This window comes from Actinospineispora acaciae DSM 45401, from assembly GCF_000620785.1.
In the GTDB taxonomy this organism is placed as follows: Bacteria; Actinomycetota; Actinomycetes; order Mycobacteriales; family Pseudonocardiaceae; genus Pseudonocardia; species Pseudonocardia acaciae.
Map to the genome: position 1 here is coordinate 143,636 of NZ_JIAI01000006.1, position 25,200 is coordinate 168,835.

Below are 25,200 nucleotides of genomic sequence, written 5' to 3' on the forward strand. Positions count from 1 at the left end.
GCCATCACGGCAGTTCCCAGCGCGCGTCGCCGTCCGGCCGGTCGAGCCAGACGCGGTGCGTCCCGTCGGCCAGCACGGTCAGGCCCAGGCGGTCCCATCCCGGCCGCCCGTCGTCCTCCCAGCGCTGGTGGGCGCGCGTGAACTCGTCCCAGATGGCGGTGCGCCCGGACTGGCGGACCTCTCGGATGCCGTCTTGATCCGCTTCCGTCCGCACCGCGCACCAGGAGCCGTCACACACCGTGAAGAACGCCCACCGGCCACCGTTCCGGTAGCCGAAGGTGAGGTCGCCCGGCAGCCGGGGATGGGTAAGGAGCCACTGAACGGTCGCGTTCCACGGCGACGGGTCGAGCGCCGTGGTGGAGCGTGAGCCGGCCTCGATCTCGACGGTCACGGTGTGGTGGTGCTCTGGCGCGGTGTCGGCATCGCGGATGGCCATGAACCCGGCCCATTTCGGCAGGAACCGGCCTTCGAGCCGGTCTGCGTACCGCCGCAGCACTGCCAGGTTCCCCGCGTGTGGGTCGCGCTTGACGTCGGCGAGCACCAGTCCGCCTTCGGTCAACTGCTCGGCCCAGGCCGCCGGGATGGCGGGCACCGAGCAGGTGGCGATGATCCGGTCGAACGGCGCATGCCCAGGTAGGCCTTCGGCGCCGTGGGCCGCGACCAGCGTCGGGGCCAGCCCGAGGCCGGCGAGCCTCTTACGAGCGTCGGCGACCAGCTCGGCGCCGATGTCGACCGAGAACACGCCCCGGTCGCCCAGCCGGTGCGCCAGCAGCGCCGCGTTGTAGCCGGTGCCGGTGCCGATCTCCAGCACGCGGTGGCCGTAGGCGAGGTCGAGGGCTTCGAGCATGCGGATCATCAGGCCCGGTTTGGTCGACGAGGACACCGGGATCCGGCTGCCGGACGAGGTCGCCGCCAATGCGGTGACCAACGGCTCGTTCCGGTACACCGCGCCGAGCCAACCTTCGGACTCGGCGGTGGTCTCGAGTGGCTCGCCTCCCGGTCGTCGCTGGGTGTAGAAGCGCGGGACGAAGACATGCCGGGGGACGGCTTCGAGCGCGGCTCGCCACGCCGGGTCACGCAACACACCCTCGGCCGCGATGGTGTCGGCCAGTCGCCGCGCGTGCTCCCGCCAGTCCGCATCAGCAGCGCGCACCCGACGGTCCTTCCTGAAGCAGGTCAGCGATCGTCCCTGTGATCGGCGCTCCGACGGCATCCTCGATCCACCCGAACTGGCCACCGGAATTGCATTCCAAGAACACCCATTCCCCGTCCGGGCGAACCACGAAGTCGAACGCACCATACATCAGGCCGAAAAGGATGCAGTATTCGAGCGTGCTCGCCAGTACACTTGTGGGAGGTTCGAGCCGCTCGTAATGCAGCGCGGAGTAGTCGTTGCGCCAGTCCACGTACGTGTCCTCGCTCCCGCCGTGGATGGCGGCAGCAAACACTCGCTCGCCCACTACGAACACCCGTGCATCGTGCGCCTTGGGAACCCATCGCTGGAACTGGTGGACGGTGACCTCGATACCCCGCAGGTCGCCGAGGTCTGCTTCATCGAGCCGGTGGGTGAACGTGGTCTTTCGGCCGCCTTCCTCGGTGATCGCCGCCGCTCCGAGCGCCTTCGCGACCGTCTCGCCTTCGCCGGCGAACCGGCGAACCGCATCGGGCCGATTAGTGATCAGCGTATGAGGAACGGTCAGCCCGCACCGTGCCGCCGTCACCAACTGCAAGGGCTTGTAGCAGTCGGCGATTCGCGCCGGGTAGTTGAGCCACAACACCGGTAGGGCGAACAGAACGCCTCCGATGCCGAGTTTGGCTTCGCTCATAGCCCAATGTCGCTCGGTCGCGGACAGATATGCGGGGAACTTGTACGCGGAAGGGTTGCGGTACCAGATCGACCGCAGGGCTTCGAGCCTCACGCCGCGCTCGCCAACGGTGAGCGCGCCGGTCCAGTGGCCGTCGCGAAGCTCGGCATCGATGCTCGCACGTTCCGGAAACCACGCGGTGTCGAAACGCACAATCGGGACTCCGCGACGTTCCAGCGTCCTCACCATGCAATCGGCGCTGATGTCACGCTCCGGCGCCAGAATGAGGATTGTCATCAGTCGTTGTCCCAGTCTTCCGAGCTGGGTCCGTCCTCCCCGTCGACGGTTGACGTGGTCTCGGCGGTGGGGTCGGCGCCGACAGGAAGCTCGATCAGGGGGCGCCCGTCGAGATCGACGGCCTTCTGCTGCTTCTCGTCGTATCGCCACGCCGGCAAAGTGCGGCCTACTCCGGCCGGGCGCGCCCTGCGCAGGCCCCACGGGCGCATTCCGACCGGTGAAGGAACGTCGTCACGGTGGCCGGCGAAGGTTGCGCCGTTCAACGCGAAACGGCCGGTTCCCGGCGCGAGCGGGTCCACAACGGACGTGTCGATCAGTTCAGACATGTCGCGACTCTCTCTTGATGATGGCCGACCGGTAACCGATCAGTGTTGTATTCGGTCCAGTAGCCTGGTCGCTGTCCGGCGTGTTGTGAACGAGCTGGGCGTCTACTCGCGTCTACAGGTGATGACCGATGGTCGCTCTCGGCCCCAACCTCCGCGCGGCCCGCGAGGCCGCCGGACTCAGCTTGTCCGCGATGGCCGCGCGGACCCACTACAGCAAGTCCCTGCTCGGCCTGTTGGAGACCGGGCGGCGCACGATCAGTCCCGAGCATGTCGTCGCCTATTCACGGGCGCTCGGCGTCTCGCCTGAAGCTCTGTACGGGCCGTCGGAAGTGCCGTTGCGGGTGGCTCACGAGTGGTTGGTCGCTGACTCACCGGTCGTCGTGCACACCTCCGCCGGGCGGCGGGTCGGGGCCGAGCTGGCGGGGGAGGTCGAGGCGCGGGTGGTGGAGCTGCGTCATCTCGACGATGTCGTCGGCGGGGGTGATCTTTTCCCGGTGGTTCAGCGCGAGCTTGTGGACGTGCGCGGGCTCGTTGGTTCGGCGAGCTTTGATGAGCGGACCGGGCGGCGGTTGCTGACGGCGGTCGGTGAGTTGGCGCAGCTTGCCGGCTGGGTCGCCAGTGATGCCGGTGAGTACCTGGCGGCTCAGGGGTTGTACCTGGGCGGTGTGTCGGCCGCGAGCGCGGCGGGTGACCGTGGGCTGGCGGGGCAGCTGCTGTCGTCGCTGAGCTACCAGGTTGCGAACGTGGGGGACCCGGCGGATGCCGTCCTGCTCGCACGGTCGGCGGTCAAGGGCGCCGAAGAGGCGTCGCCGGTGGTGCGGGCGCTGCTGTGGGAGCGGGTGGCCTGGGCGTGCGCTCGGTCCCGCGACCGCGACGGGGCGCTGCGCGCGCTCGATGCCGTCGACGCGGCGTACGACGGGCGGTCGCTGGGGATCCCGGAGCCCGAGTGGGTCTACTGGCTGGACCGCAAGGAGATCGACGTGATGGCCGGGCGGTGCCTCATCGAGCTGGGTGACCCGACCGCCGCCGAACCGCTGCTGACCAACGCGATCGCCGGCTACCAGGCCGAACACACCCGCGAGGTGGCGTTGTACCGGAGCTGGCTCGCGGAGGCCTACGCACGGGCGGGGGTGCTCGACGCGGCCCGGGAAGTGATCACGAGCGCTCGGCGGTCGGCGGAGGAGATCAACTCGGCGCGGCTGCACGCTCGCGTCGGCGACGTCGAGCGGCTTCTTTCCGGGACGGCCGGTTAGTCGAAGAAGGTGGTCAGGGTCTCGGAGACTCGGTGCGGTTGTTCTTCGGCCAGGTAGTGGCCGGTGTCGGGGATCTCGATGCCGTGGAAGTCGGTGGCCGTCTCGGCAAGGCTTGTCAACAGGTCGGTGTGGCCGGGAAAGTGCAGTGCGGCAATGGGAGTCGTGACGGGTGCGTAGGTGGCCAGGTCCGTGATGTCCTGAGCGAAGGTGCGGTACCAGCCGCCGGCGGCCCGGATCGCTTCGGGACGGGAGTAGGCACGGGCATAGACCTCTCGGTCGAATTCACCGATTGCGCCGGGATTGCGGAGATTTCGCGTACAGAGGAAGTCGATGAGATGCCGGGCGCGGCCCGCCAGCAGCTGTTCTGGCAGCAACTCCACCTGGTTGAACGCGAACCACCAGCGCTGCAGCCGTTCCTTGCCGGGCTCGGGGAGCAGCGTCAGGTCATAGAGGTGCCGATCGGGATGTGGCTCCTCGAGCATTGCGAGTTTGCGGACCAGTTCCGGATGGTTGGCGGCCAGGCTGAATGCGACCATCGAGCCGATGTCGTGCCCGGCGAGGTTTACCCGGTCGTATCCGAGTTGGCGGACCAGGGCGGCGATGTCGGCGGCCATCGCCTTCTTGTCGTAACCCGTTGCGGGAGCGGCCGAGCCGCCCATTCCGCGCAGCTCGATCACGATGACGCGGTAGCGCTCTGCCAGCAGCGGCATGATCTTGCGCGCCTGCCACCACGTCTGCGGCCATCCCGGCAGCAGCACCAGCGGGTACCCGCGGCCACCGGAGACGTAGTGCAGGCGGGTGCCGTTGACCACGGCGGTCGCTGCGCGGAAGTCGCCGGGCAGCGAGCGAGCCAGGGCGTCGTCGGAGTACCGGTCCTCGAGCATGAACCGATTTAACTGGTTCAGCTTGGAACCTGTCAAACCGGTTCTTGAGTTACGATCCGGATGTGAGATTCCGGCAAGGCTCGGGGCGGATGTGCCTCGACTACCTGCGTACGCTGCGGCACGAGACCGTGGAGGAGCTGTCCGACGCGCAGGCGCTGGCGGCCTGGGTCGAGCAGTTCGGCCCGTTCGACACGGTGCCCGTGCCACCGGACGACGGCCGCGTCGAGGGGGCTCGGCGGCTGCGGGAGGCGATCCGGACCGTCATCGACTCGGCGCGCCGTGGAGTCCCGTGTCCGGCATCGGCGCGGGACATCGTCAACGCCGCCGCGAGGCTGCCTCCGCCGGCCCCCGCCGTCGCCGATGACGGGCGGTTGCGCTGGCGTGCCGACGACCCGATCGCGGCCACGTTGTCGCTGGTCGCCCGCGATGCCCTGGACCTCACGTTCTCACCGCTGCTCGCCCGGGTTCGGCAGTGCGCCGGAACCGACTGCGGGGCGCTGTTCGTCGACGCCTCACGCCCGGGGCGCCGGCGCTGGTGCTCGATGAACACGTGCGGGAACCGCGCCAAGAAGGACGCGCTGAAGGCACGGCAACCCGACTGAGACGGCCGACCTGGAGGCTGGCTGTATTTGCTTGCACGTATATACGCTCGATGTGATACTAAACGGCATGGACGTGTTCGAGGCCGTTGCGGAGCCGAGCCGGCGGGCGCTGTTGGACGAGCTGTCCGGCGGCGAGCGGTCCGCCGGTGAGCTGGTCGCGCTGCTTCCCCATCTGACGCAGCCGGCGGTGTCGCGGCACCTGCGGGTGCTGCGCGAGGTCGGGCTGGTCGAGGTGCGGCCGGACGCGCAGCGGCGGATCTACGCGCTGCGCGCCGACGGGCTGGTCGAGATCGACAGGTGGATCGGCCGCTACCGCCGGTACTGGGCCGACCACCTCGACGCCCTCGAACGCCACCTGGCCAGAACCCACGACACCAAGGACGAGACATGAGCGAGCGCACCGGCACCCTGACCATCGACGGCGACAAGGCCACGATGACCTTCGTGCGGCACCTGCCGTACCCGATCGACGCGGTCTGGGCGGCGATCACGGACCCGGAGTCGCGAAAGGACTGGTTCGGCCCGACGACCATCGATCCTCGGGTCGGCGGCGAGATCGAGATGGTCGCCACCGAGCCGCCGGCACCGCCCGAGCGCAAGCGGATGACCGGGCGGATCCTGGTCTGGGACCCGCCGAAGGTGTTCGAGCACGAGTGGAACCAGGCGATCCTCAAGCACGGCGGGACGGTGCGCTACGAGCTCGCCGAGGAGGACGGCGGAACGGCGCTCACCTTCACCCACCGGGGCATCGACACCGGCTCCGCCCACGGCTTCATCCCGGGCACGCACGCGTTCTTCGACCGGATGGAGGCGCACCTGGCCGGCCGGCCGATCCCGAACTGGCAGGCCCGCTACGACGAGGTCGCGCCGAACTACCCGTCCTGGCGGGAGTTCTCAGGGGCCGAACAGCAGTAGCGCGGTCCGCGCCGGCACCGTGATCGTGGCGCCGGCGGGCGCCTGCCGGGTGTCCGCCGGCGTGCCGTCCGGGCTGTTGCTGTCCAGCACCGGCGCGAGCGGCACGTCGGGGAGCACGAGCTCGACGGGCTCGGCGCCGGCGTGCAGCACCAGCATCCAGCGCTCGCCCGCGAGCATGCCGAGCGTGCGGGCGTCCCAGTCGTGCCAGTCGTCCTCGACGAGCGGTCGCCCTTCCGGGTGCCACCACACGACGTCCTTCGGTGAGAAGAACCGCTGCCGGTCCGGGGCCCGCGGGTCGAAGCGCAGCGCGAGCAGCCTGGCGGTGAACGCGGTCAGCGCCTCGGCCTCCGGGTCCGGCGCCCAGCTCGTCCAGGAGGTCGCGTTGTCCTGGCAGTAGGCGTTGTTGTTGCCGCGCTGGGTGCGCCAGCGCTCGTCGCCGGCGGTGAGCATCGGCGTGCCGGTGGACAGCAGCAGGGTGGCCAGCATCGCCCGCGCGGTGCGCAGCCGCTCGGCCCGGATGGCCGGCGAGCCGGTCTCGCCCTCGATGCCGAAGTTCTGCGACCTGTTGTCGTCGGTGCCGTCGCGGTTCTGCTCGCCGTTGGGCCAGTTGTGCTTGCGCTGGTAGGAGAGCAGGTCGCGCAGGGTGAACCCGTCGTGCGCGGTGACGAAGTTGACCGACGCCCAGGGCCGGCGGCCGGTCGTGGCGTAGATGTCCGACGACCCGGTCAACCGCGACGCCAGCTCGCTCACCCCGCTCGCGCCGCGCCAGAAGTCCCGCACGGTGCCCCGGAACCTGTCGTTCCACTCCGAGAACTGCGTGGGGAACCCGCCCAGCCGGTAGCCCTCGCCGGTGGCGTCCCACGGCTCGGCGATCAGCTTGCGGGTGGCCAGCACCGGGTCCGCCGCGATCATCGTGAGCAGCCCGGCGCGCGGGTCGAACGCACCGCCGCCGGGTCGGCCGAGCACGCTGGCCAGGTCGAACCGGAACCCGTCCACGCCCAGCCCCGCCCAGTACCGCAGCGAGTCGCAGACCAGCCGGGCCACGGCGGGGGAGGCGGGGTCGAGGGTGTTGCCGCAGCCGGTGATGTTGACCAGGTCGCCGTGCCCGTCGCGGGCGTAGTAGGCCGGCGAGTCCAGGCCCCGCAAGCTCAGCGACGGCCCGTGCACGCCGCCCTCGCAGGTGTGGTTGTAGACCACGTCGAGGATCACCTCGATGCCCGCCGCGTGCAGCGCCGCGACCATGGCCCGGAACTCGTCGACCTCGTTGCCCGGCGCCGAGGCGTACCCGGCGTGCGGGGCCAGGAAGCCCAGCGTCGAGTAGCCCCAGTAGTTGCGCTGGCCCCGGCGCGCCAGCTCGTGCTCGTCGGCGAACGCGTGCACCGGCAGCAGCTCGACGGCGGTGATGCCCAGCCGCAGCAGGTGCTCCAGCACGGCGGGATGGGCCAGCCCGAGGTAGGTGCCCCGGTGCTCCTCAGGGACGTCCGGATGCAGCTTGGTGAACCCGCGCACGTGCAGCTCGTAGATCACCGTGTCCGACCAGGGGACGCCCGGTCCCGGCTCGGCCGTCGGAGGGTTGTCCGTGAGTACCGACAGCGGCACCGAGCCCAGCGAGTCGACAGTGCTCGGCGGGCCGTGCACGGGGTCCTCGGCGTAGGCCAGCGCGGGCTCCAACGCCACCAGGCGGCCGGTGATACGGCGGGCGTAGGGGTCGACAAGGATCTTGGCCGGGTTCGTCCACAGCCCGGCGGCCGGGTCGTAGCGGCCGTGCACCCGGTACCCGTAGAGCTGCCCGGCGCGCAGCCCCTCGACTGTGCCGTGCCACACACCGAAGGTCCGCTCAGTCAGCTCCACCCGCCGCTCCACCGGCGGCCCTTCGCCGTCCTCGGGCAGCTCGACCAGGCACAACTCCACGGCATCGGCGCTGGTGGAAGCCACCGAGAAGCGCGCGCCGAGATCGGTCAGGTGCGCGCCGAGCGGAAAAACCGTGTTGCCCGGCGGCGCGGCGAGGCGTGCTGTGCGCTCGTCGGACGACATCATCGGTAAGGATAGGGCCCGTGGGCGAGAGCGGCGAGCGAACCGATGTGACACCGGATCTGACGGACCTCGTCATCCGGATGGACGACGTGTCCGTGCGGCGGGGCCCGGCCACGCTGGTGCGGGACCTGGACTGGTCGGTGGAGCTGGACGAGCGATGGGTGGTGCTCGGGCCGAACGGTGCCGGCAAGACCACGTTGCTGCGCATGGCGGCCGCCGAGCTGCATCCGAGCGCGGGCGCGGTGCACCTGCTCGGCGAGCGGCTCGGCCGGGTGGACGTGTTCGAGCTGCGGCCCCGGATCGGGTTCTGCTCGTCCGCCCTGAACGGCCGGGTGCCCGGCGACGAGATCGTGCGCGACGTGGTGGTCAGCGCCGGGTACGCGCTGCTGGGCAGGTGGCGCGAGCAGTACGACTCCCTCGACCTGGCCCGCGCGGACAAGCTGATCGACGCGATGGGGATGTGGCCGCTGGTCAGCCGCCCGTTCGGCACCCTGTCCGAGGGCGAGCGCAAGCGGACGCTCATCGCCCGCGCGCTGATGGCCGACCCGGAGCTGCTGCTGCTCGACGAGCCGGCGGCCGGGCTCGACCTGGGCGGCCGGGAAGACCTGGTCGGGCGGCTGTCCGAACTGGCGCTGGACGACACGGCGCCGGCCAGCGTGCTGGTCACCCACCACGTGGAGGAGATCCCGCCCGGGTACACCCACGCCCTGCTCCTGCGTTCCGGGGGTGTCGTCGCGCAGGGCCTGCTCGCGGACGTGATCACCGACGAGAACCTGACCCGCACCTTCGGCCTGCCGCTGCGGGTGCGCCACGAGGACGGGCGGTACAGCGCGCGCCGAGGGTAGGGTGCGCGCTGACGCACCCGTGAGTGGCTAGAGGTGCTATGGCGCCTCTAGCCACTCACGGCTATGTGAGGAGGCACGGCAGGCGTGGGTGAGTTCGTACGGCTCGAGGTGGACGGCGCGATCGGCACCATCCGGTTGGACAGGCCGCCGATGAACGCGCTGAACAAGCAGGTCCAGGAGGAGATCCGGGCCGCGGCGACCGAGGCGGCCGAGCGCGCCGACGTGCGGGCCGTGATCGTCTACGGCGGCCAGAAGGTGTTCGCGGCCGGCGCGGACATCAAGGAGATGGCGGACATGTCCTATGTGGACATGGCCGCCAGGGCGCGGGCGTTGTCGAGCTCGCTGAGCGCCGTGGCGGAGATCCCGAAGCCGACGGTGGCCGCGATCACGGGCTATGCCCTGGGCGGCGGGTACGAGCTCGCGCTGTGCTGCGACCGGCGGGTGGCCGGGGACAACGTGAAGGTCGGCCAGCCGGAGATCCTGCTCGGCATCATCCCCGGCGCGGGCGGCACTCAGAGACTCGCGCGGCTGGTCGGGCCGGCGCGGGCCAAGGACGTCATCTACACCGGGCGGTTCGTCGACGCCGAGGAGGCGCTGGCCATCGGCATGGTCGACGAGGTGGTCGCCCCCGACGACGTGTACACGGCGGCGCGGGCCTGGGCCGGGCGGTTCGCGAGTGGACCGGCGCAGGCGCTGGCGGCGGCCAAGAAGGCCATCGACGGCGGCCTGGACGGCGACCTGCGCTCCGGGCTGAACCTGGAGAGCGAGCTGTTCGCCGCGCTGTTCGCCACCGAGGACCAGACGATCGGCATGGAGTCGTTCGTGGCCAACGGCCCGGGCAAGGCCCAGTTCGTGGGGCGTTGACCGATGTCAGCTGACCCGGCGCCGAACCCGCACGCCAGCGCCGAGCAGGTGGAGGCCGCGCGCAGCGACCCGAAGCTGGCCAACGTGCTCTACCACGACTGGGAGGCCGGCTCGTACGACGAGAAGTGGTCGATCTCCTACGACGAGCGCTGCATCGACTACGCCACCGGGCGCTTCGAGCTGATCGCCGGCCGGCGCGGGTGGCCGTACGAGCACGCCCTGGAGCTGGGCTGCGGCACCGGGTTCTTCCTGCTCAACCTCATGCAGGGCGGGGTGGCCACGCGCGGCTCGGTGACCGACCTGTCGCCGGGCATGGTCCAGGTGGCGCTGCGCAACGCGGCGGGGCTCGGGCTCGATGTGGACGGCAAGGTGGCCGACGCGGAGCGGATCCCGTACGAGGACGACACGTTCGACCTGGTCGTCGGGCATGCCGTGCTGCACCACATCCCGGACGTGCCGGCCGCGCTGCGCGAGGTGCTGCGCGTGCTGCGACCGGGCGGGCGGTTCGTGTTCGCCGGCGAGCCGACCCGGATCGGCGACACCTACGCCCGCAAGCTCGGCCACCTGACCTGGCTGGCCACCACGAACCTGACCCGTCTCGGCCCGCTGCGGGAGTGGCGGCGTTCGCAGTCCGAGCTGGACGAGTCGTCCCGGGCGGCGGCGCTGGAGGCAGTCGTGGACATCCACACCTTCGACCCGGACGAGCTGGCGGCGATGGCCCGCTCGGCCGGCGCCCCGGACGCGCGGGTGGCCACCGAGGAGCTGACCGCCGCGCTGTTCGGCTGGCCGGTGCGGACGTTCGAGGCGGCGGTGCCGCCCGGCAAGCTCGGGATGGGCTGGGCGATGTTCGCCTGGCGCACCTGGGAGCGGCTGTCCGCGTTGGACGCGGGGCTGCTGCGTCGCGTGGTGCCTCAGAAGTTCTTCTACAACGCACTGGTCACGGGCACCAAGCCGATGTGATGTCATGTGAGGTGGCGGGGCGGTGGTGGATGGAAAGAGTCCGGTCGGGTGTACCGGGGCCCTTTCCGGGGGCGCGCGCGTCCCCGAGATGGAACCATTACGCACGACCGACGGACCACGTCTGCCGCCGAGCGGGTGACTCGGATCTTGGAAAGGGACTCCTCCGGATGAGCGCCACCTACGACGACCCGAGCTCGATCACAGTCGTCGTCGTCGACGATCACCCGATCTGGCGCGAGGGCGTGGCGCGCGACCTGACGGCGCGCGGGTTCTCGGTGGTGGCCACGGTGGCGGACTCGTCGTTCACCGCCAGGATCGCGGCGGCCACCCAGCCGAAGGTGGTCGTGATGGACCTCGACCTGGACGAGCTGTCCGCCGTGGAGGCGGTCCGGACCATCGCGAACACCATGCCGGAGACCCGGGTGCTGGTGCTCTCCGAGCGCGCCGGGCACCGCGACGTGCTGGACGCGGTCAAGGCCGGCGCGGCCGGGTACCTGGTCAAGTCCGCCAGCGCGACCGAGCTGATGGACGCGGTGCAGCGCACGGCCGCCGGTGACGCGGTGTTCACCGCCGGCCTGGCCGACCTGGTGCTCGGCGAGTACCAGCGGCTGGCCGCCGAGCCGGAGCCGCAGGCCTCGGTGCCCCGGCTGTCCGGGCGGGAGACCCAGGTGCTCAAGCTGGTCGCCACCGGCCTGACCGCCCGCCAGATCGCCACCAAGCTGACCCTCTCGCCGCGCACCGTGGAGAACCACATCCAGAACACGCTGCGCAAGCTGCACCTGCACAATCGCGTCGAGCTGGTCCGCTACGCGATCACCCAGGGCCTCACCGAATAGGTGTCCGAGCGAGCGCTCGACCCGCTGTGGCGCGGGCTGGTCGGCTACCGGCTGATCGCGCTGGCCTACGCGGGGGCGCTGGCCGTCATCGATCTCGCGGGTTACCGGTCGGCGGCCGGCGCGCTGGCCGTGCTGGCGGCGATGGTGGCCTGGACGGGGCTGAGCGGCGTCGGCTATTTGCGGTTCGCGTCGGCCCGGCGGTTGTTGGTGGCTCTGGACGTGGTGGTCACGCTGGGCGCCGTGCTGAGCGTGCCGCTGGTGGACACCGCGGAGCGGATCTCGCACGGCGCCCTGCTGCCCGGGGTGTGGGTGAGCGGGGCGGTGGTGGCGGTGGCGCTCGCCTTCGGCCCACTGCCCGGGGTGCTGGCCGCGCTGCTGGTGCAGGGCGTGGTGGTGCTGGTGCGCGGCTACCTCGGCCCGACCGAGATCACCGACCTGCTGCTGATGGTGGCCGCCTCGGTGGCCGTCGGGTACGCGGCGGGGGTGCTGCGGCGGTCGGTGGAGCGGCTGCGGCAGGCCACCGAGCTGCGCGCGGCGATGGTGGAGCGCGAGCGGCTGGGGCGCGACATCCACGACGGGGTCCTGCAGGTGCTCGCCCAGGTGCGCCGGCGCGGCGCCGAGCTGGGCGGGGCGGCCGGCGAGCTGGGGGTGCTGGCCGGCGAGCAGGAGGTCGCGCTGCGCACGCTGGTCACCACGGGGCCGCCCGCCGCGCAGCCGCTGGGCCAGCTCGACCTGGCCGCCCGGCTGTCCGCGCTGGCCACCGCCTCGGTGACGGTGTCGGTGCCCGGCGAGCCGGTGCCGCTGCCCGCGCACGCCGGCAACGAGACGCTGGCCGCCGTGCGCGCCGCGCTGGACAACGTGCGCGCGCACGTCGGGCCCGACGCGCCGGCCTGGATACTCCTGGAGGACCTGGGGGAGCGGGTGGTGGTGAGCGTGCGCGACGATGGCCCCGGCATCCCGGACGGGCGGCTGGACGAGGCGCGGACGCAGGGACGGATGGGCGTGGCGCGCAGCATCCGGGGGCGCATCGAGGACGTCGGCGGCGCCGCGGCGTGCGTCACCGGCGCCGGCCTGGGCTGCGAGTGGACGTTCGACATACCGAGGGGCTCGACGTGACCGACATGACGGACGCTGTCGAGATCAGCGTGATGATCGTCGACGACCACCCGATGTGGCGCGACGGGGTGGCCCGCGACCTGGCCGGCCGGGGGTTCGCCGTGGTGGCCACCGCACCCGACGCGCCCGCCGCCGTGCGCATCGCCACCGCCACCCGCCCGCGCGTGGTGCTGATGGACCTCAACCTGGGCGACACCTCCGGGGTGGCCGCGATCGCCGGCATCCTCTCCGCGTTGCCCGAGACCCGGGTGCTGGTGCTCTCGGCCAGCGGCGAGCACCGCGACGTGCTGGAGGCGGTGAAGGCCGGCGCGAGCGGCTACCTGGTCAAGTCGGCCAGCGCCGCCGAGCTGGAGGACGCGGTGCGCCGGACCGCCGCCGGCGCCGCCGTCTTCACCCCCGGCCTGGCCGGGCTCGTGCTCGGCGAGTTCCGCTCGGCCGACCGGCGCGGCGACGGCGCGCCCAAGCTGACCGACCGGGAGACCGACGTGCTGCGCCTGGTCGCCAAGGGAATGACCGCCCGCCAGATCGCGGCCCGCCTGGTCCTCTCGCACCGAACCGTGGAGAGCCACGTCCAGAGCACCCTGCGCAAGCTCCAGCTGCACAACCGCGTCGAGCTGACCCGCTACGCCATCGAACGCGGCCTCGCCGACCCGGAGTGACCGCCGCACCGGTTGGGGCCGCCGGTGTCAGGGCACGGCGGTGACGTACTTGCCGGCGCCCCGGCCGTCGGCCAGCAGCTGGTGGGTGGCGGCGACCCGCTCCAGCCCGCCCACCTCGGTGACGGCGAGGTCCAGCGTGCGGTCGGCGAGCAGGTCGAGCACCCGGCGCAGCGCCGAGGCGGCTCGGTGCGGCGCGGCGGCCGCCAGCCCGCTCATGCTGAACCCGGCCAGCGCCACGTTGCCGCCGATCAGTCGGCCGAGCGGGGGGAGCGGGGCGGGCCTGCCGCCGCCGGGGTTGCCGAACAGCGCGATCCGGGCGCCGGGCGCGGCCACCTCGAGGTCGACGTCGATCATGCTGGTGCCGGAAGGGTCGAGGATGACGTCCACCGCGCCCACCGCCGACCGGACCGCCGCCACCAGGTGCTCGTCGCGCACCAGGGCGACGTCCCAGCCGGCCGCCGCGGCGTCGTCCAGCTTCGAGGCCAGTCCCACCGTGCCGACGCGCACCCCGCCGCCGAGCACCGGCACCAACTGGGCGACGGCCCCGCCGACCCCGCCGCTCGCCGAGTGCATCAGGACCTTCTCACCGGGCTGCAGCCGGGTGACGTCGGTGAGCAGCAGCAGCGCGGTGCACAGCATGAGTGGCGCCGCCGCGGCCACGGCGGTCGACACTCCCGCCGGCAGCGGCGCGACCAACCGGGCGTCCGCCACCGCGACCTCGGCCAGCCCCCCGCCCCGGGTGAACCCCGCCACCGGCTGCCCGACCGCCAACCCGTCCACGCCGGCCCCCAGCTCGCGCACGGTGCCGGCCACCTCCAGGCCCGGCCGGTACGGCCACTCGGCGGCGTAACCCGGATCGCCCCGGCGGGCCATCACGTCGATGAAGTTGAGGCCGGCATGCCCGACGTCGATGCTGACCTGCCCCTCGCCCGGCCGGGGGTCCGGCACCTCACGCACCTCGGTGCGCTCCGGCCCCTGGTGGGGCTCGGTCATCACGACGGCTCGCATGCCGGCCAGCGTCGCACAACCGGCACGGGTACCTGTGACCGGAGTCTCCCGGTAAGCTGGTGACCAGCGTCGAAACGATTCGACGATGAGCTGCGATGTACTACCTGAGGGAGGAACTTTGAGCATCGACAGCGAGCTGGCCAGTACGGACATCGAGCGGCAGTTGCGCGAGCTGCACGACTACTACGCGTTCCAGGTCAACGTGGCCGTCGAGGAGGGCCGCGAGGGCGACATCGACGGGCTGGTGGCGAGCTACCCCGACGAGGCCGCCCGGCTGATCGAGGAGCACCAGGCCCGCATTTCCTGACTATTAGGCTAATGCGCCGTGACGAGCATGTGGGGCGCGCCGGTGCGCACGAGGTGGTCGGCGTGGCGGCAGAACCGGAGGGATCCTCGGCAGGCCCGGTTCCTCACCGTGGCCTCGCTGCGCTGGGTGATCCGCAACCGGGCGTGGACGCCGTGGTACCTGGTGCGCTACGCGCGGCTGTTGCGGTTCCGGATGGCCAACCCGCACGTGCTGCTGCGCGGCATGGTGTTCCTGGGCAAGCGGGTGGAGCTGCACGCCCGGCCCGGGTACGGGCGGCTGGAGATCGGCCGCTGGGTGCACATCGGGGACGGCAACTCGCTGCGCTGCCACGAGGGGTCGCTGCGCATCGGCGACAAGGTCGTGATGGGCAAGGACAACACGATCAACTGCTACCTGGACATCGAGGTCGGTGCGGCCACACTGGTCGCGGACTGGGTGTACGTCTGCGACTTCGACCACGTGATCGCGGACATCAACCTGCCGATCAAGGACCAGGGCATCGTCAAGACGCCGGTGCGCATCGGCCCGGACTGCTGGATCGGCACCAAGGTCTCCGTCCTGCGCGGCACCAGGGTCGGCCGAGGCTGCGTCCTGGGCGCCCACGCCGTCGTGCGAGGTGACATCCCCGACTACGCCATCGCCGTGGGCTCCCCCGCGCGCGTGGTCCGCAACCGCAAGGACGACTACGCCGCCGACGCCGAACGCCGCGCCGCCCTAGCCGACATAGCCCGCAAAACCGCCCGCGCCGTAGAGGACTCCCTCCCCCAAGACTGACCCGCGAGTCGGGGCTCTCAGCACACTGAGTCGGGGCTCTCAGCACACGTCCAGTCAGGGCCCGAAGGCGTTGCCCGTCGGGATCTTCGGCTTGCCGATCGGCTCCACCGGGCGCCGCCGCGCGGTCGCGTACACCGCCGCGGTGGACTCGGTGATCCGGTCCCAGTCGAACTCGGTACGCAGCCGCGCGCGGGCCGCTCGCGCCCGCACCTGCGCGGCGGAGGGGTCGTCCAGCACCGCGCCCACCGCCGCCGCGATCCCCGGCACGTCGCCCGGCGCGAACGACAACCCGGTGACGCCGTCGCGCACCACCTCGCCGAGCCCGCCGGCGGTGGACGCCACCAGCGGCGCCCCGGCGGCCGCCGTCTCCAGCGCGACCATCCCGAACGGCTCGTAGCGGCTGGGCAGCACCACGGCGTCGACGGCGGCGAGAGCGGCCGCCAGCGACCGGTCGGGCAGGTGCCCCAGCATCCGGACCGCCCGCCGCACCCGGTGCGCGCGGGCCTGTTTGGCCAGGAACTCGGCGTGCGTGCCCTGGCCGGCCACCAGCAGCCGGGTACCCGGGTGCGCGCGGCGGATCCGGGGCAGCGCGGCGATCAGGTCCTGCACGCCCTTCTCGTACTCCAGCCGCCCGAAGTAGAGCAGCAGCGGCGCGCCGTCCGGGGCGTAGCGTTCGCGCACCGCGTCCACCTCGGCGCGCCGCACCCGCCAGCGGCGCGGCTCGATCCCGTTGTGCAGCACGTGGACGTCCGCCGGGTCCAGGTCGAACAGCCCGGACGCCTCCGCGCGCATCGCCTCCGAGCAGGTGATCAGCGCGTCCGCGCGCCGGGCCAGCCACCACTCCACCGAATGCACCTGCTGGCTGACCACGCTGGACAGCCACCCGGAGTGCCGGCCGGCCTCGGTGGCGTGCACGGTGACCACCAGCGGCACGGACACCAGGTCGGCCACCCCGATCGAGGCGTGCGCCACCAGCCAGTCGTGCGCGTGCACCACGTCGGGGCGCCAGCCGTCCAGCCACCCGGGCGCGGCGCGTAACAGCCCGTGGTTCATGCCCAGCGTCCAGGCGATCATGTCGCGCTCGAACTCCAGGTGCGCCGGGTCCTCGGCCACCCGCAGCACCCGCACCCCGTCCACCAGCTCGTCCTCGGTGGGGTGGGTGGTGGCGTCCGTGCCGGACGGCTGGCGGGACAGCACCCGCACGTCATGGCCGGCCGCGGCGAGCCGGCGGGCCAGCGCGTGCACGTGCCGGCCGAGCCCGCCCACGACGACCGGCGGGTACTCCCAGGACACGATCAGTACGCGCATGGGGTCAACTTACCGGCCGGTAGGCACGCAACAGGTGGAACGGTCGTCCGCGCGGCGTAACAACCGTGCGTCCAGTTGGCCGAACACGGTGTCGCGAGCGTCGCAGTCGGCGACCACCTCGGCGGCCTCGTCGCGCCGGCCCGCGCTGAGCCGGTCCGTGATCTCCACCACATGCTCGGCGTGGTGGGCCGCCCGGGACCGCGCGTAGTCGGCCGCCGAGCTCTTGCTGACCATGAACGCCCAGTCGCTGGACAGCGCCAGCAGCGCCTGCCTGGCCAGGCCGTCCAGCACCCGGTCGCGCGCCGCCCCGCCGCCGTGCGGCGAGTCCACGGCGGACACCAGCCGCCGCTGGACGTTGCGGCTCAGGTCCAGCAGGTCGGCCACCAGCGCGCCGTCCCAGACCCGCCAGTCCTTGCCGGATCCCCAGGACGACGCCGGCAGCTCCACCGGCCCGCCGAGCAGCCCGGCGTCCAGCGCCCCGCGCAGCGTGGTCACCCGCACGCCGGCCCTCGGCAGCTCGCGCAGCACGGTGGCCAGCCACTCCGGGCCCTCGAACCACCAGTGCCCGAACAGCTCGGTGTCGTAGGCGGCCACCACCAGCGCCGGCCGGCCGTGCTGGGCGGCCAGCTTGGCCAGCCGGGAGCGGACCACGGTGACGAAGTCCGCGGCGTGCCGGCGCACCGCCTCGCTGGCCGGCTCGGGGTCGTAGGGCTTCTTGCGCTCGGGCGGGATCGCGCGGCCGGTGACCCTGGACGGTTTGAGCCCGGACCCGTGGTGGAACGTGTGGAAGTCGCGGTAGTCCTTGTGCCCGGGGTAGCCGGACTTCGGCGACCACACCCGGTAGGTCACCGGCAGGTCCCGTCCGAAGCACACCACGTCGGTGTCGCCGACGGTGCGGGCGAACGCGGTGTCGCCGCGCATGGCCGGCCCGTCCACCAGGAACCGCTGCACGCCGGCCGAGGCGTACCCGTGCTCCATGCCCGGCGCGTACCCGCACTCCGGCGCCCAGATCCCGGCCGGCCGCGAGCCCAGCCGCCGCGCGGTGTCGTCCAGCCCGGCGCGCAGCGCGAACTCCCGCACCCGGGGCCCGAGCAACGGCTGGAACGGGTGGGTGGCCGGGCCGCCGAGCAGCTCGACGACGCCCGCGTCGACCAGCGGGCGCAGCACCGCCGAGCCGCCGTGGCGCCAGTTGGCCTCGAAGTCGGCCAGCGCGGCGGTGGCCCTCTGGTGCTCGGCGGCGGCCAGCCTGGCCAGCGCGGGGCCGTCGCGGCGGGTGTGGGTGGCCACCTCGGTGGCCAGGCCGTGCGCGCGCAGCAGCCAGCTGCCCAGCCAGTCGTGCATGCCGCGCAGGCAGTACGGGTCGTCCAGCTGCGCGGCGAGCACCGGGGTCACGCCGAGGGTGAGCACGTCGCGCTGTCCCTGCTCGCCCAGCCGGCGCAGCAGGTCGATCACCGGCAGGTAGGAGCCGGCCCAGGCCTGGTAGAGCCACTCCTCGCCGACCGGCCACGCGCCGTGGCGGGCCAGCCAGGGCAGGTGGCTGTGCAGGACCAGGCAGAACGTCCCGACCGGCTCGGTCGGGCTCGCGCTCGGGCTCACCGAAGTACCGGCGCTTCGGCGACGGCGACCAGGTCCAGGCTCTCGTCCACCCGGTCGTCGTCGATCTCGAAGTCGTCGGCACGCACCCCGGCCACCGCCGCGCGCAGCCCTTCCGGCCACTCGCCGCCGCCCAGCGCGACGGCCACCTGCGCGTCGATCAGCGACCCGCCGTGCTCGGCGTCCAGCGCGCGCAGCCCGGGGCCGTGGCGCAGCCCGAGCATCGCGCGCACCGTGAACCCGGCGTCGGTGAGCAGCCCGGCCAGCTCGGCGGCGGACAGCTCACGGGTGTGGAACGGGTTGAGCGGGGTGTCCCGGCCGGGGGAGAACGTGATCCGGTTGGGCGTGGTGACCAGCAGCCGCCCGCCGGGCCGCAGCACCCTGGCGCACTCCGCAAGGAACCCGGCCTGGTCCCACAGGTGCTCGATGACCTGCAGGTTCGCCACGACGTCCACCGCCGCGTCGGCCACCGGAAGGCAGGCCAGGTTGCCCCGCGCCACCTTGATGTCCGGATACCGCGCCGCCGCGTGCGCCGCCGCCGACTCGTCGTAGTCCAGCCCTACGACCAGCCGCGCATGCCGGGCGAACAGCGCGGCCCCGTACCCCTCCCCGCAGCCCGCCTCCAGCACCACCGCGTCCCCGCACAGGCCGGCCAGCCGCAGGTAGGCGGCCTCGTGGCGGCGGAACCAGTAGTTCTCCTCGGGAATGCCGGGAACGGTGCGCTCACCCGTGAGCGTCAGCGTCGGCTCGGAGGGCATGGCAGCGACACTAGGCCATATAACCCCCTCGTCGGAGGAACGGCATCACGCTCGGTGAGCAGCCTCACCCGCCACTAGGCCATTGGGTGTCGCATAGCTTGTCGGGGTGTCGCGCATGGTGCGGGGTGTGCGACACCTCGGGTAGGTGCGCGGCGCTCGCCGGCGGCGGCCGGTGATCAGTGTCACGGGGGTTCGTGGTGAGGATCACCGGACGAGGTATGTCAGTGGGCGGGGGTGCTCGGCCACGATGGGCTCAAGTTACCCCGACGTAGCGTGGCGGGGTACCAGGATGGAAGAGTCGGCAAGAGGCGGGTCGTTCTCGCGCCCGAGGGCCGAGGGCCTCGTCGGTCCACTGAAACAGTCAGGAGGTCGAAGGGGACCGATGAACATTGTCGTGCTGGTCAAGCAGGTGCCGGACACGTACTCCGAACGCAAGCTGGCCGATGCGGACCACACGCTCGATCGGGATGCCTCGGACGCGGTGATCGATGAGATCAACGAACGCGCGGTGGAGGCGGCGCTCCAGTTGAAGGAGGCGCACGACGGCGAGGTGACCGTGGTGTGCGTGGGGCCGGATCGGGCGAACGAGGCCATTCGCAAGGCGTTGTCGATGGGTGCGGACAAGGCCGTGCACCTGTCCGACGAGGCGTTGCACGGCTCGGACGCGGTGCAGACTGCGCGCGCGTTGGCTAAGGTCATCGGCACCGTCGATGGCGGCTTCGACCTGGTGGTCGCGGGCAACGAGGCCAGCGACGGGCGGACCGGGGCGGTGCCGGCGATGGTGGCCGACGTACTCGGGCTGCCGGCGCTGACCCACGCCCAGGAGCTCGCGGTCGAGGGCACCACGGTGAACGTGACGCGCGGTACCGACGACGGCATCACCAAGCTGACCGCCGAGCTGCCCGCGCTGGTCAGCGTCGGTGAGAAGATCAACGAGCCGAGGTACCCGTCGTTCAAGGGGATCATGGCGGCGAAGAAGAAGCCGGTCGCCGCGCTGACCCTGGCCGACGCCGGGATCGACGCCGGCGAGGTGGGCCTGGCGAACGCGCTGTCCACGGTGACCGCGGCGGCGCCGAAACCGCCGAAGTCGGGCGGCGAGAAGGTCGAGGACGAGGGCGACGGCGGGACGAAGATCGCCGAGTACCTGGTCGCGCAGAAGATCATCTGAGCCGGTCGACGGAGGAGGAGAAACGTTATGGCTGAAGTCCTTGTCCTCGTCGACCACGCGGACGGCGAGATCAAGAAGGTGACCTACGAGCTGCTCACCGCCGCCCGTGCGCTGGGTGAGCCCTCGGCGGTGGTGGCCGGCGCGCCCGGCACCGCCGGCAAGCTGGCCGACGGGCTGCGCGCCCACGGCGCGGCGAAGATCTACGTGGCGGAGTCCGACGAGGTGGACAACTACCTCGGCGGCGCGCAGGTCGCGGTGCTGGAGCAGCTGATCGGGTCGGCCGACCCGGCGGCGGTGCTGATCCCGGCCAGCACGGACGGCAAGGAGATCGCCGGCCGGCTCGCGGTCCGCACCGGCTCCGCGCTGCTCACCGACGTCATCGGGGTGGACGGCGACGGCTCCGTGCAGCACTCCATCTTCGGCGGCGCGTTCGTGGTCACCGCCAAGGCGAACACCGCGCACCCGGTGATCACCGTGCGGCCCGGCGCGGTGGACGCCGAGCCGGCCGACGGCGCCGGTGCCGAGCAGGCCGTCGAGGTGCCCGCGCTGACCGGACGGCACGCCACCGTCGTGAGCAGGGAACCGATCGTGGGCGGTGACCGCCCGGAGCTGACCGAGGCCTCCATCGTGGTCTCCGGCGGCCGGGGCGTCGGCTCGGCGGACAACTTCGCCGTGGTCGAGGCGCTCGCCGACTCCCTGGGCGCCGCCGTGGGCGCGTCCCGCGCGGCCGTGGACTCGGGCTACTACCCGAACCAGTTCCAGGTCGGGCAGACCGGCAAGACCGTCTCGCCGCAGCTCTACATCGCGCTGGGCATCTCCGGGGCGATCCAGCACCGCGCCGGCATGCAGACCTCGAAGACCATCATCGCGGTCAACAAGGACGCCGAGGCGCCGATCTTCGAGATCGCCGACTACGGCGTCGTCGGCGACCTGTTCAACGTCGCGCCGCAACTCACCGAGGCCGTCGCCAAACGCAAGAGCTGAAAGACCCGTGAGTGGCTAGGGTCGCCAGAGCGGCCCTAGCCACTCACGGGGTATTCACCCGGTTGCCATCGCGGCGCCGCCGGTGATGAGCCGAGTCGTTCCACAGGCCGGGTAAACCGTGCGTTATGACGCAGTCACAGCTGCTCGTGAGCACGCCACCGACCGAACAGACCGGCCCGACCTCGCGCTACTCGCTGCTGCTGACCAGGAACGACGCCGACGTGGACGCCGCCCAGCGGCTCCGGTACCGGGTCTTCGCGGGCGAGCTCGGCGCGAGCCTGAGCGACCCGGCCAACGGGCGAGACGTCGACAGGTTCGACGAGCACTGTGACCACCTGATCGTCCGCGCCGACCGCACCGGCGAGATCGTGGGCACCTACCGGATGCTCCCACCGGAGCGGGTCCCCGCCGCCGGCGGCTACTACTCGGAGACCGAGTTCGACCTCTCGTCGTTCGCCGAGCTGCGCCCGTCGCTGGTGGAGGCCGGCCGCTCCTGCGTGCACCCCGACCACCGCACCGGCGCCGTGGTGAGCCTGGTGTGGGCCGGCATCGCCCGCTACCTGCTGCTCACCGGGCACTCCCACCTGACCGGCTGCGCGAGCATCCCCCTGGCCGACGGCGGCCTGCAGGCGGCGGGGGTGTGGGACGTGGCGCGGGCCAAGCACCTGTCCCCGCCCGAGCTGCGGGTCAGCCCGCACCGGCCGTGGACCCCCGGGCCGCGCCCGGAGCGCACGGTGATCCCGCCGCTGCTGCGCGGCTACCTGCGGCTGGGCGCCTGGGTGTGCGGGCCGCCCGCGCACGACCCGGACTTCGGCGTCGCCGACCTGCTGGTGCTGCTCTCGCTGGAGCGGGTGGACCAGCGGTACCTGCGGTTCTTCCTCGGCGGCCAGTCATGAGTGGGCACGCCGTACTGCCGCCGGTGGCGCTGCGGGCCGGGCACTCGTGGGCTCCGGCGTCGCCGTGCGGGCCGGAGTGCCTGCCGGCGGACGGCGAGCTGCCCCGGGTCGGGCGGATCCGGGTCGCGGTGCGGTTGGCCGCGGTGGCCACGCTGGTGCTGGGTACCGGGCTGGCCGCGGTGGTGCTGCCGTTTCTCGGGGTGCGCCGGCGGGCGAACGTGCTGCGGGTGATGTTCCGGGCGGCGCTGCGGGCGGCCGGGGTCCGGCTGGTGGTCTCCGGTTCCGAACGGCTCTCCGACGGCGCGGGCGGAGGCGGGGTGTTGGTGGTGGCGAACCACCTGTCCTGGTTGGACGTGCTGGCGCTCGGCGCCGTGCAGCCGATGCGGATGGTGGCCAAGCGGGAGATCAAGGACTGGCCGGCGATCGGCGCGCTGGCGGCCAGGGTGGGCACGCTGTTCGTGGACAGGGCGGGGCTGCGCGAGCTGCCGTCCGTGGTGGCCCAGACGGCGGCGGCGCTGCGGGAGGGCTCGCTGGTCGGGCTGTTCCCGGAGGGGACTACATGGTGCGGCGCCGCGTCCGGGGTGTTCCGCAGGGCCGGTTTCCAGGCCGCGCTGGACGCCGGCGTGCCGGTCCGCCCGGTGGCGCAGCGGATGCGGCTGCCCGGCGGCGAGCCGACCACCGCGGGCGCGTTCATCGGCGACGACACGCTGCTCGACTCCATGCTGCGGGTGATGCGGCTGCCCGGGCTGGTGCTCGAGGTCGAGGTGCTCCCGCCGCTGGCGGCCGACGGCGTGGACCGGCGCGAGCTGGCCCGCCGCGCCGAGCTGGCCATCGCGGCCGCCACCGGCGTACCGGCACCGGCGGCGAAGACCCCGGCCCCGAAGACTCCGGCCACGAAGACCCCGGCCGCTCGGGTTGCCGCCGCGGCCTAAGCGGGTGTGGCGTACACCGTCCACGCCATCGCGAGGACGTCGAACGGCGGCGCGGGCAGCAGCTCCCGGCAGCGTTCGCGGACCGCGTCCACCCGCTGCGGGCTCAGGCCGGCCACATAGCTCCCGATCGGCCCCACCCCGAGCGTGAACGGCTCCCACCACGTGTCGAACGACTCGAACCGGATCCGTACCGAGATCGTGGTCGGCACCACCCGCTCCAGCCCGGCCGCCTCGAACAGCTCGGCAAGGTGCCCCTCGCGGGTGCCGGCCGACGGCTCGTACGACTCACCCCTGGCCGAGGGATCCAGGTCCAGCGCCGCGTGCCAGAAGGTGGCCAGCGGGCTGCGCCCCTCGGTGTTGTCCCACACGCAGGCGGCCACCGTCCCGCCCGGCCTGGTCACCCGCGCCATCTCGCGCAGCCCGGCCACCGGGTCGCTCATGAACGGCACCACCAGCTGGGCCATCGCCGCGTCGAACGAGCCGTCCGCAAAAGGCAGCCGCTCGGCCGGCGCCTGCTCCGCCCGCACCCCCGGCAGCCGCTCCCGCACCGCCGCGACGAACGACTCCGAAGGGTCCGCCGCCGCCACCGCTGCCGGACCGAGCCGGTCTGCGAGTACAGCGGTCAGCGCCCCCGGCCCACACCCGACGTCCAGCACGTGCTGCCCCCGCGCGGGGTCCACCAGCCGCACGAACTCGCCCGCGAGCGGCTCGGAGAAGCGGCCCATGAACCGCCGGTACGCGTCGGCGCTGACCTCGAAGCTCACCGGGCCAACCTACGCCGCGGCCGTCGAGACCGTGCGATCGCCGAGCCGGCGCCGGGCGGCTAACCTGGCTGACGATATGTCGTACCTGGATCACGCCGCCACCACCCCGATGCTGCCGTCGGCGGTGGTCGCGATGAGCGAGGCGTTGTCGTGCACCGGCAACGCCTCCTCGCTGCACTCCGCCGGCCGGGCGGCCCGCCGCGCGGTGGAGGAGTCCCGGGAGTCGATCGCCGCCGCGCTCGGTGCCCGCCCGTCCGAGGTGGTGCTCACCGCCGGCGGCACCGAGGGCGACAACCTGGCGGTCAAGGGCATCTACTGGGCGCGCAAAGCCGCCGACCCCCGGCGCACCCGCCTGCTGGTCTCCGCGACCGAGCACCACGCCGTGCTGGAGCCCGCCGAGTGGCTGGCCAAGCACGAGGGCGCCGAGCTGGAGCTGCTGGAGGTCGACGAGCTGGGCCGGGTCCGGCCGGAGTCGCTGCGCGCGGCGCTGGCCGAGGGCGCCGAGCGGACCGCGCTGGTCAGCGTGATGTGGGCGAACAACGAGGTGGGCACGGTCAACCCGGTCCGCGAGCTGGCCGAGATCGCGCACCGGCACGGCGTGCCGCTGCACACCGACGCGGTGCAGGCCGTCGGCGCGCTGCCCGTCGACTTCGGCGCGTGCGGGGCGGACGCGCTCACCCTGACCGGCCACAAGGTGGGCGGCCCCTACGGCGTGGGCGCGCTGCTGCTGCGCCGCGAGCTGGACTGCACGCCGCTGATCCACGGCGGCGGCCAGGAGCGCGACGTCCGCTCCGGCACCCTGGACGTGCCCTCGGTGGTGGGGCTCGCGGTGGCGGTGGCCGACGCGGTCGCCGAGGCGCCCCGGCGCGCGCCCGAGCTGGCCGCGCTGCGCGACGAGCTGGTGCGCCGGGTGATCGAGGCGGTGCCGGACGCGGTGGCCAACGGCGACCCGGGCCACGGCGTGATCGACGGCGCGCCGTCCCGGCTGCCCGGCATCGCGCACCTGTCGTTCCCGGGCTGCGAGGGCGACAGCCTGATCATGCTGATGGACGCGCACGGCATCGAGTGCTCCACCGGCTCGGCCTGCACCGCCGGGGTGGCCACGCCCAGCCACGTGCTGCTGGCCATGGGCGCGGACGAGGCCACCGCGCGCGGCTCGCTGCGGTTCTCGCTGGGGCACACCTCGACGGCGGCGGACGTGGACGCGGTGGCCGGGGCGATCGGGCCGGTGGTGGAGCGGGCGCGCCGGGCCGGGCACGCCGGCAGCCGGCAGCGCGTGCGGGTGGCCAGCGCGGCCGGCGGGTGGTGACCG

Annotated in this window: 27 protein-coding genes; 17 read left to right on the forward strand and 10 right to left on the reverse strand. The window is 72.7% G+C overall.

The window, feature by feature from the left end; translation table 11 throughout:
- Positions 1-4: 4 nt before the first annotated feature.
- From N912_RS0126250 to tgmA, 3 genes are read right to left on the reverse strand one after another with little or no spacing between them, the layout of a single operon-like run.
- Positions 5-1,153, reverse strand: coding sequence for a methyltransferase domain-containing protein (locus tag N912_RS0126250; protein ID WP_028924731.1), 1,149 nt, complete (start codon positions 1,151-1,153; stop codon positions 5-7).
- The gene (gene tgmB / locus N912_RS0126255) at positions 1,140-2,102 is read right to left on the reverse strand and encodes an ATP-grasp ribosomal peptide maturase (RefSeq protein ID WP_028924732.1); all 963 of its coding nucleotides are present in this window, start codon (positions 2,100-2,102) and stop codon (positions 1,140-1,142) included. The genes N912_RS0126250 and tgmB overlap by 14 nt, the downstream gene beginning before the upstream one ends.
- Positions 2,102-2,428: a putative ATP-grasp-modified RiPP gene (gene tgmA / locus N912_RS0126260; RefSeq protein ID WP_028924733.1), complete on the reverse strand. Its 327-nt coding sequence runs from the start codon at positions 2,426-2,428 to the stop codon at positions 2,102-2,104. The genes tgmB and tgmA overlap by 1 nt, the downstream gene beginning before the upstream one ends.
- A 128-nt stretch (positions 2,429-2,556) precedes the next feature.
- On the opposite strand from tgmA, the gene N912_RS0126265 reads away from it, so the two are divergent.
- Positions 2,557-3,681 (forward strand): helix-turn-helix domain-containing protein, encoded by a 1,125-nt coding sequence (locus tag N912_RS0126265; RefSeq protein WP_028924734.1) that lies wholly within the window; start codon positions 2,557-2,559, stop codon positions 3,679-3,681.
- On the opposite strand, the gene N912_RS0126270 is transcribed toward N912_RS0126265, so the two are convergent.
- Entirely contained in the window at positions 3,678-4,565 is an 888-nt protein-coding gene (locus tag N912_RS0126270) for an alpha/beta fold hydrolase (RefSeq protein WP_028924735.1), read from the reverse strand. The genes N912_RS0126265 and N912_RS0126270 overlap by 4 nt on opposite strands.
- Before the next feature lie 62 nt (positions 4,566-4,627).
- Between N912_RS0126270 and N912_RS0126275 the strand changes: the two genes are divergently transcribed.
- The 3 genes from N912_RS0126275 to N912_RS0126285 all read left to right on the forward strand — a co-directional run bounded on the left by N912_RS0126275 (position 4,628) and on the right by N912_RS0126285 (position 6,082).
- Positions 4,628-5,167 carry a CGNR zinc finger domain-containing protein gene (locus N912_RS0126275; protein WP_245645428.1) on the forward strand — a complete coding sequence of 180 codons (540 nt, stop codon included), beginning with the start codon at positions 4,628-4,630 and terminating at the stop codon, positions 5,165-5,167.
- A gap of 67 nt (positions 5,168-5,234) precedes the next feature.
- A complete protein-coding gene (locus N912_RS0126280) occupies positions 5,235-5,558 on the forward strand; it encodes an ArsR/SmtB family transcription factor (RefSeq protein WP_028924737.1) in 324 nt (107 codons plus the stop codon).
- Positions 5,555-6,082 carry an SRPBCC family protein gene (locus N912_RS0126285; protein ID WP_028924738.1) on the forward strand — a complete coding sequence of 176 codons (528 nt, stop codon included), beginning with the start codon at positions 5,555-5,557 and terminating at the stop codon, positions 6,080-6,082. The genes N912_RS0126280 and N912_RS0126285 overlap by 4 nt, the downstream gene beginning before the upstream one ends.
- Here the strand turns inward: N912_RS0126285 and glgX are convergent.
- Entirely contained in the window at positions 6,062-8,116 is a 2,055-nt protein-coding gene (gene glgX, locus N912_RS54740; protein ID WP_051580823.1) for a glycogen debranching protein GlgX, read from the reverse strand. The genes N912_RS0126285 and glgX overlap by 21 nt on opposite strands.
- 80 nt (positions 8,117-8,196) lie before the next feature.
- Here glgX and N912_RS0126295 point away from each other — a divergent pair, with 80 nt between their 5' ends.
- The 6 genes from N912_RS0126295 to N912_RS0126320 all read left to right on the forward strand — a co-directional run bounded on the left by N912_RS0126295 (position 8,197) and on the right by N912_RS0126320 (position 13,396).
- Positions 8,197-8,961 carry an ABC transporter ATP-binding protein gene (locus tag N912_RS0126295; protein ID WP_051580886.1) on the forward strand — a complete coding sequence of 255 codons (765 nt, stop codon included), beginning with the start codon at positions 8,197-8,199 and terminating at the stop codon, positions 8,959-8,961.
- 84 nt (positions 8,962-9,045) lie between these two features.
- Positions 9,046-9,825 (forward strand): enoyl-CoA hydratase/isomerase family protein, encoded by a 780-nt coding sequence (locus N912_RS0126300; protein ID WP_028924740.1) that lies wholly within the window; start codon positions 9,046-9,048, stop codon positions 9,823-9,825.
- Between the two features lie 3 nt (positions 9,826-9,828).
- Complete coding sequence (locus tag N912_RS0126305; RefSeq protein ID WP_028924741.1) at positions 9,829-10,785, forward strand: class I SAM-dependent methyltransferase; 957 nt, start codon at positions 9,829-9,831, stop codon at positions 10,783-10,785.
- 167 nt (positions 10,786-10,952) lie between these two features.
- Positions 10,953-11,621: a LuxR C-terminal-related transcriptional regulator gene (locus N912_RS0126310; protein ID WP_028924742.1), complete on the forward strand. Its 669-nt coding sequence runs from the start codon at positions 10,953-10,955 to the stop codon at positions 11,619-11,621.
- Complete coding sequence (macS, locus tag N912_RS0126315) at positions 11,622-12,737, forward strand: MacS family sensor histidine kinase (RefSeq protein ID WP_028924743.1); 1,116 nt, start codon at positions 11,622-11,624, stop codon at positions 12,735-12,737.
- 5 nt (positions 12,738-12,742) lie between these two features.
- On the forward strand, positions 12,743-13,396 hold the full coding sequence (locus tag N912_RS0126320) for a response regulator (protein ID WP_028924744.1): 654 nt from the start codon (positions 12,743-12,745) through the stop codon (positions 13,394-13,396).
- A 27-nt stretch (positions 13,397-13,423) separates the two neighbouring features.
- Here N912_RS0126320 and N912_RS0126325 read toward each other — a convergent pair whose 3' ends face one another.
- Entirely contained in the window at positions 13,424-14,404 is a 981-nt protein-coding gene (locus tag N912_RS0126325; RefSeq protein WP_028924745.1) for a quinone oxidoreductase family protein, read from the reverse strand.
- Positions 14,405-14,522: 118 nt separating this feature from the next.
- Here N912_RS0126325 and N912_RS0126330 point away from each other — a divergent pair, with 118 nt between their 5' ends.
- Complete coding sequence (locus tag N912_RS0126330) at positions 14,523-14,711, forward strand: hypothetical protein (protein WP_028924746.1); 189 nt, start codon at positions 14,523-14,525, stop codon at positions 14,709-14,711.
- 18 nt (positions 14,712-14,729) lie between these two features.
- A complete protein-coding gene (locus tag N912_RS0126335; protein ID WP_028924747.1) occupies positions 14,730-15,485 on the forward strand; it encodes an acyltransferase in 756 nt (251 codons plus the stop codon).
- A gap of 54 nt (positions 15,486-15,539) precedes the next feature.
- Here the strand turns inward: N912_RS0126335 and N912_RS0126340 are convergent, their stop codons facing one another.
- The 3 genes from N912_RS0126340 to N912_RS0126350 are packed head-to-tail and all read right to left on the reverse strand — an operon-like array spanning position 15,540 to position 19,144.
- On the reverse strand, positions 15,540-16,793 hold the full coding sequence (locus N912_RS0126340; protein WP_028924748.1) for a glycosyltransferase family 4 protein: 1,254 nt from the start codon (positions 16,791-16,793) through the stop codon (positions 15,540-15,542).
- Positions 16,794-16,802: 9 nt separating this feature from the next.
- Positions 16,803-18,389, reverse strand: coding sequence for a 1,4-alpha-glucan branching protein domain-containing protein (locus N912_RS0126345; RefSeq protein ID WP_028924749.1), 1,587 nt, complete (start codon positions 18,387-18,389; stop codon positions 16,803-16,805).
- Complete coding sequence (locus N912_RS0126350) at positions 18,386-19,144, reverse strand: class I SAM-dependent methyltransferase (protein WP_028924750.1); 759 nt, start codon at positions 19,142-19,144, stop codon at positions 18,386-18,388. The genes N912_RS0126345 and N912_RS0126350 overlap by 4 nt, the downstream gene beginning before the upstream one ends.
- Positions 19,145-19,526: 382 nt before the next feature.
- Here N912_RS0126350 and N912_RS0126355 point away from each other — a divergent pair, with 382 nt between their 5' ends.
- The 4 genes from N912_RS0126355 (at position 19,527) to N912_RS54745 (ending at position 23,124) form a co-directional block, all read left to right on the forward strand.
- The gene (locus tag N912_RS0126355) at positions 19,527-20,312 is read left to right on the forward strand and encodes an electron transfer flavoprotein subunit beta/FixA family protein (RefSeq protein WP_028924751.1); all 786 of its coding nucleotides are present in this window, start codon (positions 19,527-19,529) and stop codon (positions 20,310-20,312) included.
- Positions 20,313-20,339: 27 nt separating this feature from the next.
- On the forward strand, positions 20,340-21,296 hold the full coding sequence (locus tag N912_RS0126360; RefSeq protein ID WP_028924752.1) for an electron transfer flavoprotein subunit alpha/FixB family protein: 957 nt from the start codon (positions 20,340-20,342) through the stop codon (positions 21,294-21,296).
- A 125-nt stretch (positions 21,297-21,421) separates the two neighbouring features.
- On the forward strand, positions 21,422-22,192 hold the full coding sequence (locus tag N912_RS0126365) for a GNAT family N-acetyltransferase (protein WP_028924753.1): 771 nt from the start codon (positions 21,422-21,424) through the stop codon (positions 22,190-22,192).
- Positions 22,189-23,124, forward strand: a complete 936-nt coding sequence (locus N912_RS54745) for a lysophospholipid acyltransferase family protein (RefSeq protein WP_064745380.1) — start codon at positions 22,189-22,191, stop codon at positions 23,122-23,124. The genes N912_RS0126365 and N912_RS54745 overlap by 4 nt, the downstream gene beginning before the upstream one ends.
- Here N912_RS54745 and N912_RS0126375 read toward each other — a convergent pair.
- Positions 23,121-23,888 carry a class I SAM-dependent methyltransferase gene (locus tag N912_RS0126375; RefSeq protein WP_028924754.1) on the reverse strand — a complete coding sequence of 256 codons (768 nt, stop codon included), beginning with the start codon at positions 23,886-23,888 and terminating at the stop codon, positions 23,121-23,123. The genes N912_RS54745 and N912_RS0126375 overlap by 4 nt on opposite strands.
- Before the next feature lie 76 nt (positions 23,889-23,964).
- On the opposite strand from N912_RS0126375, the gene N912_RS0126380 reads away from it, so the two are divergent.
- Positions 23,965-25,197 (forward strand): cysteine desulfurase family protein, encoded by a 1,233-nt coding sequence (locus N912_RS0126380; RefSeq protein ID WP_028924755.1) that lies wholly within the window; start codon positions 23,965-23,967, stop codon positions 25,195-25,197.
- Positions 25,198-25,200 lie beyond the last annotated feature (3 nt).